Genomic DNA, 21,076 nt, shown 5'->3' on the forward strand with positions numbered 1-21,076 from the left:
ATCATAAAATGCTGTTCAGGAGAAAACCATGTTAATTGAACAGTTCATCTGTCGAGAAGATAATTTTGGTGTACTTATTCATGATGAAAAAAGCGGCATAACAGCCGCAATAGATGCTCCTGAAAGCAAAGCTATTCATAATGCTTTAAAACGCCATAATTGGAGACTTAACATTATTTTTATAACTCACCACCATTACGACCACGTAGAAGCTATAGCAGAATTAAAACAAGTTTATAATGCTATGATTATCGGACCAGAAATAGAAAAAGAAAAGATTCATCATCTTGATCAAACACTACAACCTGATGAAAAACTTTTCTTTGGTTCTTATACGCTTTTAGCTCTCTCAACACCTGGTCACACACTAGGAGGACTATCCTACTATTTTCCTGAGAAAAAATTATTATTTGCTGGAGATACACTTTTTTCACTTGGTTGTGGACGTCTATTCGAGGGAACAGCTGTACAAATGCTAAATTCTTTAAAAAAACTTCGTAAACTTCCCGATGAAACACTCCTTTATTGTGGACATGAGTACACAAAAAATAATGCTCTTTTCGCACTAACAATTGATCCACATAATAAAAAACTTCATCAAAGAGTAGAAGATGTTTTTTTATTGCGCGCAAAAAATGCCATGACTTTACCCGTCACTTTAGGGCAAGAAAAAACAACAAATCCCTTTCTTCGTTGGGATAATAGCGCAATCAGAGAAAAACTTTCAATGAATGATGCTACAAATGAAGAAGTTTTTGCTGAAATTCGCAAAAGAAAGGATAATTTTTAATGTTTAAACTTGCATTGTGCCTTCTTTTCCTTGTTCCTTTTGTATCATACGCTCAAGAAAAAAAACAAGAAACAGATAGGGCTTCCCTTATATCTCTACTCACTAAAAATTATCTCTTAACAGAAAATTTTCTTTTAAAGTTAGAAAAAATTGAAAGAGAATGCAAAAATTTGCTTACAGAAATAGAAAATGATTCTTTCACTTATGACTCTAGTATTTTTTCTAGTATTGAAAATTACACTACCTATATTTCTAGTAAACCAAAATTCATGAATATTTTAAAAGAAAATAACCTAACACCAAAAGATTTTGCTGCTGGAACCTTAACACTTGAAGGAATATTAATGCTTCTTGTATTTACATACGAAAAGGAATATTCATCTGAAAAAAATATTATATTTTTAAAAAATCTTGAATTTGTTAAAAAACATTTTTACAAAGTAACAACTCTTCCAGGAAACTGTAAAGAACTCATTATGAAAGATTAATTAATTACGAAACATTGGAAAATATCATTCCATTTTTATAATAAGTTAATATATTGATTTATAATGGTAATTCACTCTTTTATACACTAAATCAATAAAAAATATCTACTTACACGTTACAAGTGGGAAAAGTTGTGTAAAGAAAAACTCTACAATAAAAATACCTTTTTAAGTATCAAAGACTTTATTGCACATTGAAAGCTGGCAAAATATATGTGATAATGTAACTACTCCTTTCTAAATGTAGAGAGAAGGGCTTTGTAATTTTATATTACTCATGGATTTTTCTCATTATACCATTTCAGGGTCACCGTCCGAAATGAACTTGGAAGCGTCGAAAAACTCATTTTTAAAACAAGTGCATAAATTAGCAATCCAATGGCGTCCTAATCTTTATTAAAGGCATTACTCTATTTTAAAATCATCATATTTTCAACATTCCGAATAATTACCTTATATTCACATTATATTTAGAAATAATTTTTCTAAATATAAAGAGCCACCGATGAAAAGTTTTTTTATTGAATATCGTAAAAGAAAGGATAACTTTTAATGTTTAAACTTGCATTATACTTTTTCTTCCTTTTTCCTTTTATATCATACGCTTAAAAAGAAAAACAGGAAACAGGTAAACCTTCTTTTACATTACCTCTTATTGCAAATTATCCCTTAACAGAAGATCTTCTTTTTAAATTAGAAAAAATTGAAAAAAAATGTGGAATTTTATCTCAAGATCCAGAAAAAATAAATACAAAAAGGAATCTCATCTCTGATAACGATAGTATTGAAAATGATATTGAATATATTTCTAAAAAAAAAGAACTCGTGAAAATTTTAGAAGAAAATAATCTTACACCTGAAAATTTTGTTATTGCTAAGCTAGCACTTCAAGCAATATTGAGTACACTTACAAATGAAAGAAACACTATACCTTCAAGCAATATAGAATTTGCTAGAAAAAATATGTATAGAATAATCAAAATTATGCAAGGAAATTGTTAAGAAAACTATTAAAAACAATGTATTAACTTTGCAAACGCCGACAAATTTCATCTAATTGTTCTAATGAAGAATAGTGTATTTTCAAATCTCCACCTTTTTTACCATGACGAATAATAACTTTCATCCCGATTACATCTGCAAGTAATTTTTCTAAAGATTTAGTTTCTGCATTTTTCTCCATAGTAGTACGTTTTTTAGTTTTAGGATTTGCCTGTTCATATGCAAGTATTTCTGTTTGACGTACAGAAAGTCCTTCACGGATAATTTTTTCAGCTAAATCTTGTGGATTATCAACGGTTATAAGACAACGTGCATGACCTGCAGAAAGTTGTCCATCCATTAAGAATTGTTGTACTTTTTCTGGAAGCTTTAATAAACGAAGCGTATTTGCAACATGACTACGACTTTTTCCAATAACTTGCGCTAAATCTACTTGTGTATAACCATGTTCATTCAGGAGCATCTCATATCCTTTTGCTTCTTCGATAGGATTAAGATCCGCTCTCTGAACATTTTCAATAATAGCCAATTCCAAAGCAGTTTTATCATCTACATCACGAACAATAACAGGCAATTGACTTAAATTTGCGCGTTGTGCAGCACGCCAACGCCGTTCACCCGCAATCAATTCAAAACGATTAGGATGATCTTTTAAAGGCCTAACAATAATCGGTTGAACTACACCATGCTGACGAATAGATTGCACCAAATTATCAAGCTCAGTTTCAGTAAAATGACGTCGTGGATTATGAGGATTACATGAAATAGATTCAAGAGGGATAAATTGTTCAGAAACTCTACCAGCTTCCGTCAATTTATCAAAACTTTGTGAACGTGCAAAATTATTGTTTAAATTGATATCTCCAATCAATGCTGCTAATCCACGTCCTAGTCTTTTTTTTGATAGATCATCATTCATAATCTTACTCTTTATATTATTTTTATATTTTTACGCAGCAGCGTATGCTTGTTTTTCACGTTGTATCATTTCAGATGCTAGCCGCAAATAAGCCTGGCTACCAGCACATTTTAGATCATAAAGCAATACAGGTTTACCAAAAGAGGGTGCTTCTGACACTCTTACATTTCGTGGAATAACAGTCCGATAAACTTTATCTCCCATAAAAGAACGTACATCTTCAACAACTTGATTTGAAAGATTATTACGTCCATCATACATTGTTAAAACGATACCTTGAATTTCTAAAGATGGATTAAGTACGGTTCGCACTTCTTTTACTGTTTCAAGTAATTGACTTAAACCTTCAAGTGCTAAAAATTCACATTGCATAGGTACCAAAACAGAATCTGCAGCCCCCATAGCATTAAGAGTAAGAAGATTAAGAGATGGCGGACAATCAATTAAAATATAATTAAATTTTTCTTCCATTTCCGGATCATCATAGAGAGCTTTACGTAAGCGTTGTATACGATCTTGTGATGAAGAAATTTCCATTTCTACACCTAAAAGATCAAGAGTAGAAGGAACGATATGAAGATTGGGTACTGCTGTTTTTAAAGCCGCTTGTGTAATTGAAACGCCTGAAACTAGAACATCATAAGACGATAAAGGACGACTATTACGATCAATTCCTAAGCCTGTGCTTGCATTACCTTGGGGATCAACATCCATAATAAGGACATTCTCACCAATAGCAGCTAAAGCTGTTGCAAGATTAATTGCCGTAGTTGTTTTTCCGACGCCACCTTTTTGGTTTGCAATAGCGATAATTCGCGCTTTGCTCATTGTGCTTTACCCTCTATATGACCGAATATGAGAAATTTCCAAAATAACAGAATTTTCATCAATTTTACTTTTATGTTTTAACAGATCAAAGTTCCAATTGGCAGAGGCATTTTTAATTTCTGCAGCATAATCCCGACCTTTTTGCAAAAGAGCTATTGTTTTTTCTGTTAATAAAGGAAAAATAAGCTGTAAAAGATTACTGAGCGGGGCTAATCCTCGCGCTGTTATAATATCAGATATAGGAATTTTTTGATATACATCTTCAATTCTAGCATGATAGATTGTTGCTGGAAGGTTAAGTTGAGCAACAACTGTTCGTAAAAAAGCAACTTTTTTCCCATTACTTTCAACAAGATTAATACGTCCTTCTTTTTTTTCTTTAAGAAAGATAGCAATTACAATAGCTGGAAATCCTCCTCCTGATCCTAAATCACACCACTGTAAAGAATGACTATACAAAGGAAAAATTTGCGCTGAATCTAAAATATGCCGTGTCCATATATCTGGTATTGTTGCATCAGATATCAAATTAATATGTGCATTCCATTGAATAATTAAAGATTCAAACTGAATTAAATTTTCCATCGTTTCACGTGAAACAGAAGGAACAATGTTTAACAGTTGTTGATATTTTTGTTCTACAGAAAAATTCATTAAGCTATTTTAGCCTTTTCACGTCGTTGACGTTGAATATATGTAATAATAAGCGATAACGCTGCGGGTGTCATTCCATCAATTTTTTGTGCATCAGCAATTGAACGCGGTGACACTTCTTGAATTTTTGATTTTAGCTCATTTGAAAGACCTGAAATTGATTGAATATCAAGAGAAGAAGGAATTTCTAAACGTTCATCTCTCTGAAGAGAGGCAATATCTTGTGCTTGTTTATCTAAATAAACTGCATATTGAGCTTCAATTTCTAAAGATTCTACTGTTTTAGCATCAATTGTTTGTAATTGCGGCCAAAAATGTGAAAGACGCTCTAAAGTCATATGAGGATAAGCAAGAAAATCATAAGCCGAACGCCGAATTCCATCATGATTAACATGTAATCCATGAGCAGAAGCTTCATTAGGTGTTAAAAAGAGATTTTGACATATTGATCGTGCTTGATCAAGACGCTGTTGTTTTTTTTGATAACGTTCCCAACGTATTTTACTCACAATACCCCATTTTTGTGCCAAAGGTGTTAAACGCGTATCAGCATTATCAGATCGTAAAGATAAACGAAACTCCGCACGTGATGTAAACATTCTATAAGGTTCACAAACACCACGTGAAACCAAATCATCAATCATAACACCAATATAAGCACTAGAACGGCTTATAAGTATTTCATCTAATTTACCTACTTTACGTGCAGCATTCAATCCAGCCAACAATCCTTGTGCTGCCGCTTCCTCATATCCCGTTGTACCATTAATTTGGCCTGCTAAAAACAACCCCGGTAAAGAACGTAATTCTAAGCCTCTCGTTAATTGTTGTGGATTAACAAAATCATATTCAATAGCATAACCAGGTTGCAAAACTGTAACATTTTCTAATCCTTCAATGGTTTTTAATAAAGAAATTTGTATATTTTCAGGCAGAGAAGTAGAAAGACCATTTGGATAAATAGTATCATCATTTAATCCTTCTGGTTCCAGAAAAATCTGATGTCCATCACGTTCTCCAAATTTAACAATTTTATCTTCAATTGAAGGACAATACCGTGGCCCTAGGCCTTCAATATTTCCAGAATATAAAGCAGAACTGTAGATATTTTCGCGAATAACTTTGTGTGTTTGTGCATTTGTACGTGTTATCGCACATTCAATTTGTGGCTGTTCAATTTTTTCTGTTAGAAGAGAAAAGGGAACCGGATTTTCATCTGCTTGTTGTTTAGGAAGTATTTCCCAAGCAATCGTTTTTTTACTCAAACGAGCAGGAGTTCCTGTTTTTAATCTCCCAAATTTTATATGATAATTTTTTAAACGATTTGCAAGTTGTACACTCGATTGATCTCCCATACGACCAGCAGCCCATGTCTTATCACCAATATGAATAAAACCATTTAAAAACGTACCTGTTGTTAAAACGACAGCACCAGAAAAAATTGTTCCTTGTTTATTTAAAATAACACCTGATACACAATTATTTTTAACAAACAAATCAATAACTTCATCTTCTATAATAGTAAGATTTTTTTGTTCTTTTAAGAGTTTTTGAATTGCTGCTTTATAGAGTTGTCGATCTGCTTGTGTTCGTGGACCTCTTACTGCCGGTCCTTTACGTCTATTAAGAAGTCGAAACTGAATTCCAGCAATATCTGCTGCTCTTCCCATGAGACCATCTAAAGCATCTATTTCACGAACCAGATGTCCTTTTCCAAGACCACCAATAGCAGGATTACACGACATTGTTCCTAGGTCTGATATTTTATGTGTAACAAGCACTGTTTTGGCTCCTACACGCGCTGAAACTGAAGCTGCTTCACAACCTGCATGACCACCACCAACAATGATAACATCGTACGATTGCATTTCATTCATTCCATAGAGAACATTACAAGGTTTCACGTGAAACTGAATATAAATTACATAATCTTTATAATCTGTCTATTAAATAATCAATGTTTCACGTGAATCATTATTTACCAATACAAAACTCTGAAAAGATGATATCAAGTAAATCTTCAACATCAATATCTCCCGTAATTTTTCCAAGAAAATCACTTGCACGACGGAGATGTTCTGCACGTAAACTGAGATCAAGAGAATTATAATCGAGAGAATATTCAATTTCTTTAACAGCTTCTTTTAACAATTGAAGTTGCCTTTTACGTGCCGGAACAAGATTTCCAATTTCAGAAACACGTTGATGGCAAAATGTTTCAAGTTTTTTAACAAAAGAATCAAAATTTAAACCAGTTAATGCAGAAAATTGTATAGACCAACGTTGATCATCTCTTTCATAAAGAAGATCAAGCTTATTACCAACATGCCATATTTCAGCCGATGTTTCTGGTAAATCAACTTGTTTAGGATTTCCTATATCATAAACCAAAATAACTAAATCAGCTTCTTTAACATGCTGCTTAGCAACTTCTATTCCCAATTGTTCTATTTTATTTTCTGTCTTTCTAAAACCAGCGGTATCTGTTAAAAAGATAGGCAATCCACCAAGAACAAGTCTCATTTCTAAAGCGTCACGTGTTGTCCCTGCTTCTTCTGTCACAATAGCAACAGTTTTTCCTGAAAGACGATTCATAATGCTTGATTTTCCAGAATTCGGAGCACCAGCAATAACAATTTTTAATCCATCACGTAAAATACTAGCACGTTCTCCTTCAAGAATATGTTCTCGAAGAGAAGTGCGAAGATCTTCCACATTTTTCCAAACTTTATCAGATACCGAATTGGGAATATCTGCTTCATCAACGAAATCAAGCTCTGCTTCAATAAAAGCACGAACTTTCATAAGCTTATGGCGCCAATCACGATAAAGCGTTGTTAAATGTCCACTTGTCCCCATAACAGCTAAACGACGCTGGCTTTCCGTTTCTGCCTCTATTAAATCAGCAAGACCCTCTGCTTGAACAAGATCTAACTTTCCCTCCATAAATGCACGACGTGAAAATTCACCTGCCTCTGCAATGCGGCATCCAGAAAATGTCGACAACTCATCAAGAAAACGATTAACAACAGCTTTTCCTCCATGCAAATGAAATTCTGCACAATCTTCCCCTGTAAAACTATGAGGAGCAGGAAAAAAAACAGTTAAAGCAGAGTCTAAAAAACTACCATCACGAGCAGTAAGATTTCCATAATGCATAAAGCGGGCTTTAGGTAAACAACCACAAAGTGTTTTGACTATATCCACAACACAAGGACCAGAAAGCCGAATGACCGCCACCCCTGACGGTAACAATCCACTCGAAACAGCAAAGATTGTATCCACAGGTTCTATCCTAATAAAAAATTTAATGACTCTTATGTATTCATTGAATCAAAAAATTCACTATTATTTTTCGTTTGTTTTAATTTATCAATTAGAAACTCAATTGCATCTGTTACATTCATAGGTGCCAAAATACGACGAAGAACAAAAATTTTGTGCAAATCTTGTCGTGCTACCAGAAGCTCTTCTTTACGTGTTCCTGACTTTAAAATATCCATAGCAGGAAAGATACGCTTATCGGCAACTTTTCGATCAAGAACAATTTCTGAATTTCCTGTTCCTTTAAATTCTTCAAAAATAACCTCATCCATACGACTTCCTGTATCAATCAAAGCCGTTGCAATAATAGTTAAAGATCCGCCTTCCTCAATATTACGTGCTGCACCAAAAAAACGTTTTGGACGCTGGAGAGCATTTGCATCCACACCACCTGTCAAAACTTTACCTGAAGAAGGAACAACCGTATTATATGCACGTCCAAGACGTGTAATTGAATCGAGAAGAATAACAACATCGCGTCCATATTCCACAAGGCGTTTAGCTTTTTCAATAACCATTTCAGCCACTTGTACGTGACGTATTGCAGGTTCATCAAAAGTAGAAGAGACTACTTCTCCCTTTACTGAACGTTGCATATCAGTAACTTCTTCTGGTCGTTCATCAATTAAAAGAACAATGAGATAACACTCAGGATGATTAGTAGTTATAGAATGAGCAATATTTTGAAGTAAAACTGTTTTTCCAGTCCGAGGTGGTGCAACAATTAACCCTCTTTGCCCTTTTCCCAATGGTGATATCAAATCAATCACACGTGATGACATATCTTTCTCTGTAGGGTCTTGTATTTCCATTTGGAAACGCTCATTTGAGTAAAGAGGAGTAAGATTATCAAAGTGAATTTTATAACGAATCTTTTCAGTTTTTTCAAAATTGATTGTATTAATTTTAAGGAGAGCAAAATAACGTTCTCCTTCTTTTGGACTACGTATAGGACCTTCAATGGTATCGCCTGTTTTTAGAGAAAATGATTGAATTTGTGCAGGCGAAAGATAGATATCATCAGGCCCAGGAAGATAGTTAGCATCAGCAGATCGTAAAAATCCAAATCCATCTTGCAAAACTTCAACAACGCCCTCTCCTATAATTTCCACGTCTTGTAGAGCAAGTTTTTTCAAGATCGCAAACATTAATTCTTGTTTGCGCATAAGGGAAGCATTTTCGACTTCTAATGTTTCAGCAAAAGAAACAAGCTCAACTGGATTTTTACTTTTAAGTTCTTGTAGTTTCATTTTTTGCATGAAATACGCTCTTTTAGTTAAGGAGAAGATTACCCTGAATAATTTATGGAGATTTTATGAATGAAATATTCTTTTAAGAAAAAATTATTTTACACTCAATTTTTTTAATCCGCAAGTACCATTTATACGAAATTTATTCGTTTAGTATTAAGTAATTATGTAGAAATTTTCTATAAAGCATAAAGTTTGAACAATGTTTAACTTTTTCATAAGAAATATCTGAATAAGATCTATAGCATTAATAAAATGCTATACAAAATTATTTTTTACAAAACTTTTTATTAATAAATTTATATTAAAGTAAGGGATTCTTCTTATTTAAAATTGTGTTTAGTGTGGATTATCGTTTATGCTTTATTTATCCTCAATTTCATCCACAAAAGAGAAGAAAAAAAGAATAAAGATAACACTATCTTAAAGAGCTTATCCTCTCTATTTTTTTATATAGATATTTGCTTATCATAAATGTTTAATTTGTGCATAATAAGAGAGAATTTTTCCTAAATTTTAGTTTTATAAAAATCAGTAAGGGTATGTACACATGTCTTAACAAGGAGTTAAATTTTTTGTGACAAAAGAAAAAAAATCCTTTCACTTACACATGCTTTCTGATGCAACAGGGGAAACATTAATCTCTGTTGGAAGAGCTGTAGCATCTCAATATACAATGAGTCAGGCAACAGAGCACATCTATCCTATGATTCGTAATAAAATGCAGTTACAAAAATCTCTTGATGAAATACAACAAGAGCCAGGTATTGTTCTTTACACAATGATTGATGAAGAACTTAAGCTTCTTCTTCAAAAAAAATGCAAAAGAATAAAAGTTCCCTGTATTGATATATTGCATCCTGTTTTAAATGCTTTTCAATCTTATCTTGGCATGCCAACGCATTTACGTGTTAGTGCACAACATGATCTTAATGCAGATTACTTTCGTCGTATTGAGGCACTGGACTTTACTATAGAGCATGATGATGGACAGTCTTCAAATAGCTTATTCGAAGCAGATGTTATCCTTATAGGAATTTCAAGGACCTCTAAAACACCAACAAGTATCTATTTAGCAAATCGCGGAATCAAAACGGCTAATGTCCCTCTTATTCCTAATATTGATTTGCCAGAATCTCTTTTAGAGGCAAAAAATTCTTTAATTGTTGGTTTAATTGCTTCAGCTGAAAGAATCTCACATATTCGCCAAAATAGAGATTTAGGAGAAGGCTTTGCTCTTGATAATTATACGAATCGCATCAATATAGCTGAAGAATTAATCTATGCAAAACGCATTTGTGAACGTTTTGGTTGGCCTATTATTGATGTCACAAGACGTTCTATTGAAGAAACTGCTGCTGCAATATTTGAGCTTTTATCACGATTTCGTGAAGGAAAATGAGAGGAAATCTTCATGGGTAAGGATACCTTAATATTAGCATCTCTTAGTTTTTATCGTGCACAATTGTTGAAAAAAGCAGGTTTAAATTTTTTTGTTGAAGGAGCTACTTTTGATGAAAGAGAGATAGAAAAAACAGCAAAAGAAAAAACATCTAAAGAACTTAGCTGTTTTCTTGCAAGTGCAAAAGCAAAAAATGTTTCAGATCGTTTTCCTAATGCTTTCGTTATTGGTTGTGATCAAGTACTTGATTTAGAAGGAAAAATTTTTCATAAAGTAAAAAATATTAAGGAAGCACACCAACGTTTATGTGAGTTATCAGGAAAAACCCATTCTCTTTATAGTGCGGTAGCTTTATTTAAAAATAGTCAAAAAATTTGGGTTGAGGTTTTTAGTGCTCGTATGTCAGTACGTTTACTTTCGTTAGAATTTATTGAACGTTATTTAGCACGCATAGGAAAAGATGTCCTAAATAGTGTGGGAGTATATCAAATTGAAGGGGAAGGAATTCACCTTTTTGAGAAAATTGATGGAGATTTTTTTACCATTGTTGGTTTACCTTTACTGCCTCTACTCATAAAATTACGTCATTTGGGCATTATTGATGGTTGATTTAATAATAAAAGAAGAAAAGACAAATTATCCTCGCGTTTTTGTTGTTGGTTTTCCTATTCATCATTCAAAATCGCCAAAAATTCATAATTTTTGGCTTAAACAATATAGTTTACAGGGAGAATATCTTGCACAAGAAGTAACATCTGAGAAATTCAGTCATTTTATTGTTTCTTTACAAAAAATGGGCTTTTGTGGAGGAAATGTTACTTTGCCTCATAAACAGGAAGCTTTTCGTTTAGCAGATTATAAAGATGATATAGCAACAATGGTGGGAGCTGCTAATACACTTTGGTATGAAGGAGATAAACTTTGTGCCACGAATACGGATGTTTACGGTTTTAGCGCTAACCTAGATGATTTTGCATCTGATTGGGGAGGGGGAACAGCGCTTGTTTTTGGGGCAGGTGGTGCTGCACGCGCTATCCTATATGCTTTAAAAAAACGCGGATTTGAACAGATTTATTTAGTTAACCGTACAAAACAACGCGCTGATAATTTAGCCCAGCATTTTGGCGAGCCCATTAAAGTCTACGATTGGCACAAAATCCATGAAATACTTCATCAAGCTGATTTAATTGTTAATACAACTTCCATTGGCATAAAAAAAGCAGAAGAAAAAACAGCTTCTTTTTTTTGTGATTTTCATAAGGCAAAAAAAACGGCATTAGTAACAGATATTGTTTATACACCATTGATAACCCCTTTTTTACAACAGGCAGAAGCTTGTGGTTTGAGGATTGTTGATGGATTTGGAATGCTTCTACATCAGGCTGTTATAGGATTTGAGCGGTGGTTTGGAGTAAGACCACAGGTAACAAAAGCGTTACGGACAGCTATTTTAGAGGATATGAGTGAAAAAAGAGAATGAAGATTATAGGGTTGACGGGATCGATAGCTATGGGAAAATCAACAGTTGCTGATTTTTTCAAAAAAGCGGGTATTTCTGTTTTTAGTGCTGATGAGGCGGTACAACAGCTTTATAAAAGTGAGCCAGCTTTATCACATATAGAAGGTGTTTTTCCTGGTGTTGTTGAAGATGGTGAAGTTAACCGTTTGAAACTTTCTAAAATTTTGATTAATGATAATGAAAAATTACAAACATTAGAAAAAATAATTCATCCTTTGGTGCAAGAAAAAGAAAGAGAATTTATTAATACAGCGCGCAAACAAGGGAAAAAATTAGTTATTCTTGATATTCCACTTCTTTTTGAAAAAAAATATGAAAGTCATATGGATAGCATTATTGTTGTTTCGGCTCCACCAGAAATACAAAAAGAACGTGTAATGATTCGCCAAGGTATGAATGAGAAAAAATTTGCCTTTATCAATACTCAACAAATGTCTGATGAAAAAAAACGAGAACGTGCTGATTTTATTATTGATACAGGGAAAAATTTAGAGAATACACGTCAACAGGTCTTTGATGTAATAAAAAAATTGCTAAAGAATTGAAGTCATGCGGGAAATTATTTTTGATACAGAAACAACAGGTTTGGATAAAGAGAAAGATCGTATAATCGAAATTGGTTGTGTAGAAATGGTTGATCGTTATCTTACAGGGCGCCAATTTCATGTTTATTTAAATCCACAAGGCGTTATTATTCCTGATGAAGTTGTAGCAATTCATGGCTTAACCAACGAACGTCTAAAAAATGAGAAAAGTTTTAGTGATATTGTTGATGAATTTTTAGAATTTATCAAGGATGCAACAATGATTGCGCATAATGCCAGTTTTGATATTGGTTTCATTAATGCAGAATTAAAACGCGTTAATAAGCCACTTATTAGCGTTGATAATATTCTTGATACATTGGCTATGGCAAGGCGTAAATTTCCTATGGGGCCCAATTCTCTTGATATTTTATGTAAACGTTTTGGAATTGATAACAGCCATCGTGTTCTTCATGGTGCTTTACTTGATGCAGAAATTTTAGCCGATGTTTATATTGAACTGATTGGTGGAAAACAGGGAGTATTGGGTTTTTATAACAGAAATAATCTTGATGAATACATCCAAAATAGAAAAGATATATCTTATGCAGTTAAATCTCGCCCACAGGCTTTACCTTCAAGATTGAGTGCACAAGAAAAAATTTTGCACGCTGATTTTATCAGTAAAATGGGTGAAAAGGCCTTGTGGAATAACTTCAAGGTTTATGAATAATATTTTAAATTTTTAAAAAATACTTAAAACCAATAATAAAAAACATGGATACTAAAAAAAACGGTCGTTGTGGGGAGGGGAACACCACAACGACCCTGTCGCTACATCGTACCTCAGCTATCATAGGAGGAGCAAAATGAAAGCTATTAATCCTGTAACAGCAAAGAAAAGCTCTAGGTACTCAATATAAAGTGCAGCGACTTCATGCTTTATGGAAAGAAAAAATGGCTTTTTAGAGGCAAAATTAAAAAAATAAAATAAAAGTGAAAAAAATATATAAATACAATTTGTTTTTTAGCTGAAATGGAGAGATAAAATTATCATGAAAGCAACAGATCATCTTTTGTTGGTTGACGGATCAGGTTACATTTTTCGTGCTTACTATGCTTTACCACCTTTAAAACGTAAAAAAGATGGACTTCCTGTAGGAGCAGTAGCTGGTTTTTGTAATATGTTATGGAAATTACTTTGTGATGCTCGTAATACAGCGATTGGTATTATCCCGACACATTTTGCTGTTATTTTTGATTATTCATCGGATACTTTTCGAAAACAAATTTATCCTCAATATAAAGCGAATCGCGCTGTTCCCCCCGAAGATCTAATTCCTCAATTTGCGTTAATACGCCAAGCAACAAAAGCTTTTAATTTGCCTTGTATTGAAAAGGAAGGTTTTGAAGCGGATGATTTGATAGCTACCTATGCACAATTGGCAACAAATGTTGGTGCAAAGACAACCATTATCTCTTCTGATAAGGATCTTATGCAACTCGTAAATACGCACGTTTCCTTGTATGATGGAATGAAAGATAAGCATATAGGTATCTCAGAAGTTATAGAAAAATGGGGTGTTGCGCCTGAAAGAATGATAGATTTACAAGCTTTGATTGGAGATTCAACGGATAACGTACCTGGTATTCCAGGCATTGGACCTAAAATTGCTGCTCAGTTGTTAAATCAGTTTGGTTCTCTTGATCTTTTGTTGCAACATGTAACTGAAATTAGACAAACAAAACGACGTGAAAATATACAAGCTTATAGTGAACAGGTTAAAATTTCTCGTAAACTTGTTAAGCTTAAAACAGATGTTCCTATAGATAGCGATTTAGATGATTTTATTTTGGAGCCACAAGATGGGCCACGCTTAATTGCTTTTTTGAAAGCAATGGAGTTTTCAACATTAACGCGTCGCGTGGCTGAGGTAACGACATGCGATGCGGCTGTTATTGATGCACTTGATATAGATGTTGAGTGGGAAAAACCTAGCTATGGTCATGATTCTGAAAACACTGGATATACCTCTCTTCATAATTTTTCTGAAAACTCTCCACAAGTTTTTGCGCAAAAACGTAAAGATCAAACCCTGAATCAAAAAATTACAAGAGATACTTATACAACAATTCTTGATGAGGAAATTTTAAAAGAGTGGTTATGGAAAGCGCAAGAGCAGGGTTTTTTTGCTTTTGATACTGAAACAACCTCTCTTGATCCAATGCAAGCAAAGCTTGTTGGTTTTTCACTCGCATTACAGCCAGAAAAAGCAGCTTATATACCTCTTGAACATTTTGATGAAGGAGAGGGGGACCTTTTGAGAGATGGACGCATTGCCTCGCAGATTGAGATCCAAAAAGCTTTAGCACTTTTAAAGCCGCTATTAGAAGATTCGGCAGTTTTAAAAATTGGTCAAAATATAAAATATGATTGGTTGGTGATGAAGCAATACGATATTGAGATACGTTCTTTTGATGATACTATGCTATTATCATATGTTTTGGATGCTGGAACTTTAACCCATAACATGGATGATTTGTCTGAACGTTGGCTTGGACATAAACCAATTGCCTATAAAGATTTAATGCATAAAGGAAAAAAAATTACTTCTTTTGCACAAGTAGATTTAAAACAAGCAACTCTTTATGCGGCGGAAGATGCCGATATAACCCTACGTCTTTGGCAAGTTTTGAAACCGCAACTTGTCGCTCAAGGAATGGTAAAAATTTATGAGCGTCTTGATCGACCCCTTGTAGAAGTTCTTGCAAGAATGGAAGAGCGAGGAATTCTTATTGATAGGCAGATCTTATTGCGTCTTTCAGGAGAATTAGCACAAGCTGCTTTAATTCTAGAAGAGGAAATTTACAAACAAGCTGATGAAAAGTTTAATCTTGCTTCACCAAAGCAGTTAGGAGATATCCTTTTTGATAAAATGGGATTGCCTGGAGGTACTAAGACCAAGGGTGGGCAATGGTCAACTTCTGCACAGGTCTTAGAAGAGTTGGCTGCTGAAGGTCATATTTTACCACGTAAAATTATTGAGTGGCGTCAACTTACAAAGCTAAAATCTACTTATGCCGATGCTTTGCCTTCTTATATTTTACCAAAAACAGGGCGTGTTCATACAAATTATTCTTTAGCAATAACATCAACAGGGCGATTATCATCATCAGAGCCAAATTTACAAAATATTCCAGTACGAACTGCTGAAGGACGTAAAATCCGAACAGCTTTCATTGCTCCTAAAGGGCATGTATTGCTTTCTGCTGATTATAGCCAGATTGAATTGCGCATTCTTGCACATATTGCGGATATAAAGGCATTAAAAGAAGCTTTTGCTAAAGGGCATGATATTCACGCTATAACAGCATCACAAATGTTTGGCATTGCAATAGAGGGAATGCATTCAGACATACGACGGCGTGCAAAAGCAATTAATTTTGGTATTATTTATGGTATTTCAGCTTTTGGTTTAGCCAATCAATTGGGAATTTCACGCCAAGAAGCAGGTCGTTATATTCAACTGTATTTTGAAAGATTTCCAGGAATTAAAGATTATATGGAAAAGACAAAAAATTTTGTACGTGAAAATGGTTATGTAGAAACAATTTTTGGGCGCCGTATTCATTATCCAGAAATAAAAACAAAGAATGTAAAAATTCGTTCTCTTAATGAGCGAGCAGCTATTAATGCTCCAATTCAAGGTTCTGCCGCAGATATTATTCGTCGTGCTATGATAAAGATGGAAGATGCTTTAAAAGGAGAAAGTTTGTCAGCAAAAATGTTATTACAAGTGCATGATGAACTGATTTTTGAAGTACCAAAAGAAGAGAGTAAAAAAACCATGGATGTTGTTAAAAATGTTATGGAAAACGCTACAATGCCAGTTTTATCTTTATCTGTACCACTTGAAGTGAAGGTTATGACGGCTCAAAATTGGGATGAGGCACATTAATTTTTTTCATTTATTTTGTTTTTAAGAACGTTTATTGCGTTGAAAAGATTAAGGTAGGCTTTGATAGGCAAATGATCTGAGGCAATACGTGCAAGCGGTGAAAGATGGTTTTCAATATTTGTTACCAATTGGTGAGGAAAAGCAAAAACTCTATCGAGAGCTAAAAAAGGAAAGCGAGAGGGAAAGCTTGGTACAGCTTCAAGTTTGCTATCAAAGTAGGGAGAAAAATGTTTTAAAGATGATTTTTTTCCCATTCTCCATTCATTAAAATCTCCAATGAGGAGTGTAGGCATAAGAGAGCGTTCTTGCAAAATTGCAAGGAGCATTTTTGTCTGTTTTTTACGAGAATAATGTAATAAGCCAAAATGAACCGCAATAATACGAATCGGGCCCGCAGCCATTTCCAACTCTACAATAATAGCTCCTCGTGGTTCAATGCCAGGGAGAGTTACTTGTAAAGTATCACGTACAGATCCTTTTCGTAAAAAAAGGGCATTTCCATGCCAACCATGACCATGAGGTGACATGGTATTGAGAGGCACAGGAGTCAAACCGGTTTCAGCTTTTAACAACTGAAGATTGATCAAACCAATACGTTCTCCAAAACGTTTATCCGCTTCTTGAAGAGCAAGGATATCAACTTTTAATTCGGCAATAACACGTACAATACGTGTAGGATTGAAAATTTTATCAACACCTACACATTTATGCACATTATAGGAAGCAATGGTCAAATCATAATGATTATTTTGGTTGATCATATTTGATTGATGGTGAGGGCGGCCATGGATTGCATTTAAAAGAGAGTTATGGAACTTCTGTTGGATAAAATCGCTAAACCAAGGAGATTTTTTTTTATAAGATATTTTTGTCATTTTGCAGAAAGAATAGCTCCTAAGAGGCAGAAGGTAAAAATTTACACTAAAAACAAAAGGACCTTGTTTAAAAGAAACAAAGCCCTTTTGTTCAAGTAAGATTTTTATATTCAATCACGATTCAATCACGATTTGATCCAAGAAACTGTAGCAAGAAAACAAACATATTGATGAAATCAAGATAAAGATTCAACGCACCCATAATAACTTTACGTCCTCTAGTGTCGCTTTCATCTCCTTCATAATACATCAACTTAATGTTTTGGGTATCATAAGCTGTTAAACCAGCAAAGATAAAAACACCAATTACAGAGATAGCAAATTGCAGAGCACTTGATGCAAGAAAAATGTTCACAATCATAGAAAGAAACAAACCAATCAATCCGATGAATAAGAATGAACCAATTGCTGTAAGATCACGCTTTGTTGTATATCCGTAAAGTGAAAGAGCTCCAAAAGTTGCAGCAGAAATAACAAAGGTTTGCACAACACTTTCTGTTGTATAACGCAAAACGATTGAAGACAATGAAAGCCCGATCAGAGCAGCATAACCAAAAAAGAGGCTACGAGCAGCACTTGTACTCAATGTATTAATTTTAAAACTGAGGAATAAAACTGCTATGAGTGGTGCAAACATAACAATATAAGCAAATGGTGATGTATAAAATGTTACTCCAAAAGATGTTAAATAAACACTGCTATTGATCTGAGCTGCTGCTTGGCTCATATCTGTTGTCGTTGCTAATGATACAATTGCATAAGCGGCAGCAGCTGTAATAAGCAAACCAATGGCCATTGTATTGTAGACACCTAACATGTAGTCGCGCAATCCCTGATCAATTGATGCATCGGCATGAGAAGCAGGCGCTGAACGTAAATCTTTAAAATTAGCCATAATATAAAATCCTTTAGCATATGTTTCGTCGGGTATAGGTTTTTTTTTAAATGCCTTTGTCACTACCGACATGAACTTCTATATAAGCCTTAAAATCAAGCTAATAGAAAATTCTCAGACTCACCGGCAAAATTCCAGCATATCTACTCTTATTATGGAGATTTATTTCAAAATTACAAGAGATTTATCTAAAGAAGGAACCTTACAAATTGGTAAGGAAATGGTTTGTTTTTATGGTATAAGATTTCTATTTTTTGCCATATTTTTGCAAGTATTACAGGAACGATGCTCAAAAGCATTTTTGTTTTTAATAGGAATTATGGGATGAAATCTTCTATAAGGCATGAATTATCTTTATGTTTATAAAGAGAGTTGTGAATGTTATCCTATTATTTTTCAACATTAAATATTGCGTCTCCTTTACATAATTAGAAGAGTTATTGAATTGGATTTATGTAATATATTAATTATCATGATAAATTATTTGGAATATGATAAAATTTTTTCACTAAAACCCTTCTCATATTGAATTAATTAAAATCACTTGCTTATGCTTATGACGTCATAAGAGGGCTGCGTGGGGATAAAACACTAGAAGAAAGGTGTACAAATGTTTCTTATGAATGCTCTTAAATGTCAGAGGCTGTTTTTCTCCACCCAAGCATGTTACATTACCCAAAAGTCGGCAAAATATATGATGGTGTTGGCTTGCTCTTTATATTAAGCGTAAAAACGGCAGCATTCTATAAACTTTATATATTTGACTTTATTTTATATCCTTCACGGGAAGGCTTGCGAAATAGGTACTGATGAGCTTTAATACATATCTCTTTAAAAAAGTACACGAATATGGGACCCGAATCTGTTCTGTTTAGAGTATTCTGTTTTGCATGAGGGATATGGATCCATTGAGAATCAGTATCTTTACATTTGTAAATTAACAAGTCAGTACTATCACACTATTTATCAGCTCTTTGATGCTATTACAACCCTTGCATTTGAGACCATTCATAAGAAGTATTTTTACGCATTTCTTCTAGTTTTTTACTCCATACAACCTCGTTTATAATGTGCAAGTCAATGTTTAATTTAAGAATGGTTGCAATAAAGGAATTTTACGATATTTGAAGCTTTGATTCAAGTTAAAAGCGATTATTTATCTTTATAAATCAAATAATTACTATTTCAAAGCATTTCCATTAACAGAGAAATTTATAAGATAATTAGTAAGAAAAATAAATTTGTAAACAAGTTTGTGATGATAAAAAATCTTTATTTTTTAAGGTGATAAGAACATCAATGAGAAGATGTACGGTTTGAATGACGTTTTGTTTTCACCCAAATACGTAATTCCTCAATAAGGATGGCGATAACACCAAGAGAGATAAAACTGTCTGCAAGGTTGAAAATAGCAAAATAAAAGACGTCATCAATATGAAAAAGTATATAATCAGTGACATGATGAAAGCGAATACGATCAATAAGATTGCCGATTGCTCCCCCAATAATAAGGATAAGACCAAAGCGCATAAAAGATTTATTATGTTCAGCATTTTTCCATAACCATAAAAGGAAGATAATTACGATGGTTGTAATGGCAATGATTGCCCAGTGAGAGAAGGAGGAAAAAAACGAAAATGCAATGCCTGAATTGCGCACATGATAAAATGAAAGAAAAGGAAGTAGTGATATTTCTGTTCCTAAAGGCATATTGTGCATAACCCAGTATTTGACAGCTTGATCAAGCCCGACTGTAAAAGCCAATCCAAGCAGAAAAAAAGGGAGTGATTTACAGATCATATTTTTTCCTCGTATGATTCCAGTGTTAAGTAAGGGCGGCGGATTTCATAAAGCATCACAGCTGTTGCTATTGCTAGATTAAGCGAATCGGCGCGTCCGCTTTGTGGAATACGTGCAAGTTTATCACACCGACTTGTAAGAATATCTGATAATCCCTGTTTTTCATTTCCCATTAAAAGAATAATAGGACCATTTTTGAAATCAAGTGTACGATAATCCTGAGATCCTTTGAGATGCGTTCCAACAATCATGCCTTTAAAATGAACAGACCAATTTAAAAATGCGCTTTCATCAAAACGATAAAGAGGTATAGAGAAAATTGATCCCATGGTTGCACGAACTGTTTCAGGTGAAAAAGGATCTGTTGTTTCTCCAATTAAAATAACACCTTTAGCACCTACGGCATCAGCAGTTCGAATAATGGTACCGAGATTTCCAGGATCACGTACACGATCAAGCGCAATATAAACATCTTTCACCTGTTCTGTTATTATTTCAAAAGGTTGCCATTTTTGTTTGAAAATACCAATAACTGTTTGTGGATTATCGCGTCTAGTAAGTGATTCCATCACCTTTTGTGAGGCTTTAATGACAAAAGCACCATTAGCTACAGCGCGTGCAGCAGTATTTTCTATAGCAGCGTTACCTATTTTGCTTTTAGAAAAAATAAGTGTCTGTATTGTCCAACCGAGATTGAGAGCATCAATAACCAATTTCAATCCTTCTGCCATGAAAAGGCCTTCTTTATTACGATTTTTCTTTTGGCTAAGTGCTTTAAGTTTTTTTATTATGGGGTTGCTAAGAGAAGTAATTTCTTTCACTCTACCAGTTTTAGGTCTACACATAT

General features: G+C 33.9%; 18 protein-coding genes. 8 read left to right on the forward strand and 10 right to left on the reverse strand.

The genetic code is table 11. The features are described 5' to 3' along the window. The first annotated feature begins 28 nt into the window (after positions 1-28). Complete coding sequence (gene gloB, locus MCY_RS04830; RefSeq protein WP_007347255.1) at positions 29-790, forward strand: hydroxyacylglutathione hydrolase; 762 nt, start codon at positions 29-31, stop codon at positions 788-790. Then, positions 790-1,278 (forward strand): hypothetical protein, encoded by a 489-nt coding sequence (locus MCY_RS04835; RefSeq protein WP_007347256.1) that lies wholly within the window; start codon positions 790-792, stop codon positions 1,276-1,278. The genes gloB and MCY_RS04835 overlap by 1 nt, the downstream gene beginning before the upstream one ends. A 1,024-nt stretch (positions 1,279-2,302) precedes the next feature. Here the strand turns inward: MCY_RS04835 and MCY_RS04845 are convergent. The 6 genes from MCY_RS04845 to rho form a co-directional block, all read right to left on the reverse strand. Further along, on the reverse strand, positions 2,303-3,199 hold the full coding sequence (locus tag MCY_RS04845) for a ParB/RepB/Spo0J family partition protein (protein WP_007347257.1): 897 nt from the start codon (positions 3,197-3,199) through the stop codon (positions 2,303-2,305). A 30-nt stretch (positions 3,200-3,229) separates the two neighbouring features. Then, the gene (locus MCY_RS04850; protein ID WP_007347258.1) at positions 3,230-4,027 is read right to left on the reverse strand and encodes a ParA family protein; all 798 of its coding nucleotides are present in this window, start codon (positions 4,025-4,027) and stop codon (positions 3,230-3,232) included. Between the two features lie 6 nt (positions 4,028-4,033). Beyond that, positions 4,034-4,681: a 16S rRNA (guanine(527)-N(7))-methyltransferase RsmG gene (gene rsmG / locus MCY_RS04855; RefSeq protein ID WP_007347259.1), complete on the reverse strand. Its 648-nt coding sequence runs from the start codon at positions 4,679-4,681 to the stop codon at positions 4,034-4,036. Then, the gene (gene mnmG, locus MCY_RS04860) at positions 4,681-6,549 is read right to left on the reverse strand and encodes a tRNA uridine-5-carboxymethylaminomethyl(34) synthesis enzyme MnmG (RefSeq protein WP_007347260.1); all 1,869 of its coding nucleotides are present in this window, start codon (positions 6,547-6,549) and stop codon (positions 4,681-4,683) included. The genes rsmG and mnmG overlap by 1 nt, the downstream gene beginning before the upstream one ends. A 106-nt stretch (positions 6,550-6,655) precedes the next feature. Further along, positions 6,656-7,966, reverse strand: coding sequence for a tRNA uridine-5-carboxymethylaminomethyl(34) synthesis GTPase MnmE (mnmE, locus tag MCY_RS04865; RefSeq protein ID WP_007347261.1), 1,311 nt, complete (start codon positions 7,964-7,966; stop codon positions 6,656-6,658). Between the two features lie 32 nt (positions 7,967-7,998). After that, a complete protein-coding gene (gene rho / locus MCY_RS04870; RefSeq protein ID WP_007347262.1) occupies positions 7,999-9,264 on the reverse strand; it encodes a transcription termination factor Rho in 1,266 nt (421 codons plus the stop codon). Positions 9,265-9,832: 568 nt separating this feature from the next. Between rho and MCY_RS04875 the strand changes: the two genes are divergently transcribed. From MCY_RS04875 to polA, 6 genes are all read left to right on the forward strand, one after another. Continuing rightward, complete coding sequence (locus MCY_RS04875; RefSeq protein ID WP_007347263.1) at positions 9,833-10,657, forward strand: pyruvate, water dikinase regulatory protein; 825 nt, start codon at positions 9,833-9,835, stop codon at positions 10,655-10,657. Positions 10,658-10,669: 12 nt separating this feature from the next. Beyond that, entirely contained in the window at positions 10,670-11,266 is a 597-nt protein-coding gene (locus MCY_RS04880) for a Maf family nucleotide pyrophosphatase (protein ID WP_007347264.1), read from the forward strand. Next, positions 11,259-12,137: a shikimate dehydrogenase gene (locus MCY_RS04885; RefSeq protein ID WP_007347265.1), complete on the forward strand. Its 879-nt coding sequence runs from the start codon at positions 11,259-11,261 to the stop codon at positions 12,135-12,137. The genes MCY_RS04880 and MCY_RS04885 overlap by 8 nt, the downstream gene beginning before the upstream one ends. Then, entirely contained in the window at positions 12,134-12,721 is a 588-nt protein-coding gene (coaE, locus tag MCY_RS04890; RefSeq protein ID WP_007347266.1) for a dephospho-CoA kinase, read from the forward strand. The genes MCY_RS04885 and coaE overlap by 4 nt, the downstream gene beginning before the upstream one ends. A gap of 4 nt (positions 12,722-12,725) precedes the next feature. Continuing rightward, a complete protein-coding gene (dnaQ, locus tag MCY_RS04895; protein WP_007347267.1) occupies positions 12,726-13,433 on the forward strand; it encodes a DNA polymerase III subunit epsilon in 708 nt (235 codons plus the stop codon). 322 nt (positions 13,434-13,755) lie between these two features. Then, entirely contained in the window at positions 13,756-16,659 is a 2,904-nt protein-coding gene (polA, locus tag MCY_RS04900; protein ID WP_007347268.1) for a DNA polymerase I, read from the forward strand. On the opposite strand, the gene MCY_RS04905 is transcribed toward polA, so the two are convergent. The 4 genes from MCY_RS04905 to MCY_RS04925 form a co-directional block, all read right to left on the reverse strand. Continuing rightward, positions 16,656-17,534 carry an endonuclease/exonuclease/phosphatase family protein gene (locus MCY_RS04905; protein ID WP_007347269.1) on the reverse strand — a complete coding sequence of 293 codons (879 nt, stop codon included), beginning with the start codon at positions 17,532-17,534 and terminating at the stop codon, positions 16,656-16,658. The two genes, polA and MCY_RS04905, sit on opposite strands and share 4 nt — an antisense overlap. Positions 17,535-17,655: 121 nt before the next feature. Beyond that, positions 17,656-18,429: a Bax inhibitor-1/YccA family protein gene (locus MCY_RS04910; protein WP_026087982.1), complete on the reverse strand. Its 774-nt coding sequence runs from the start codon at positions 18,427-18,429 to the stop codon at positions 17,656-17,658. 1,296 nt (positions 18,430-19,725) lie between these two features. Beyond that, entirely contained in the window at positions 19,726-20,229 is a 504-nt protein-coding gene (gene lspA, locus MCY_RS04920; RefSeq protein ID WP_007347271.1) for a signal peptidase II, read from the reverse strand. Beyond that, positions 20,226-21,074 carry a TrmH family RNA methyltransferase gene (locus tag MCY_RS04925; protein WP_007347272.1) on the reverse strand — a complete coding sequence of 283 codons (849 nt, stop codon included), beginning with the start codon at positions 21,072-21,074 and terminating at the stop codon, positions 20,226-20,228. The genes lspA and MCY_RS04925 overlap by 4 nt, the downstream gene beginning before the upstream one ends. Positions 21,075-21,076 lie beyond the last annotated feature (2 nt).

Source organism: Bartonella rattimassiliensis 15908, from assembly GCF_000278215.1.
Lineage (GTDB): Bacteria > Pseudomonadota > Alphaproteobacteria > Rhizobiales > Rhizobiaceae > Bartonella > Bartonella rattimassiliensis.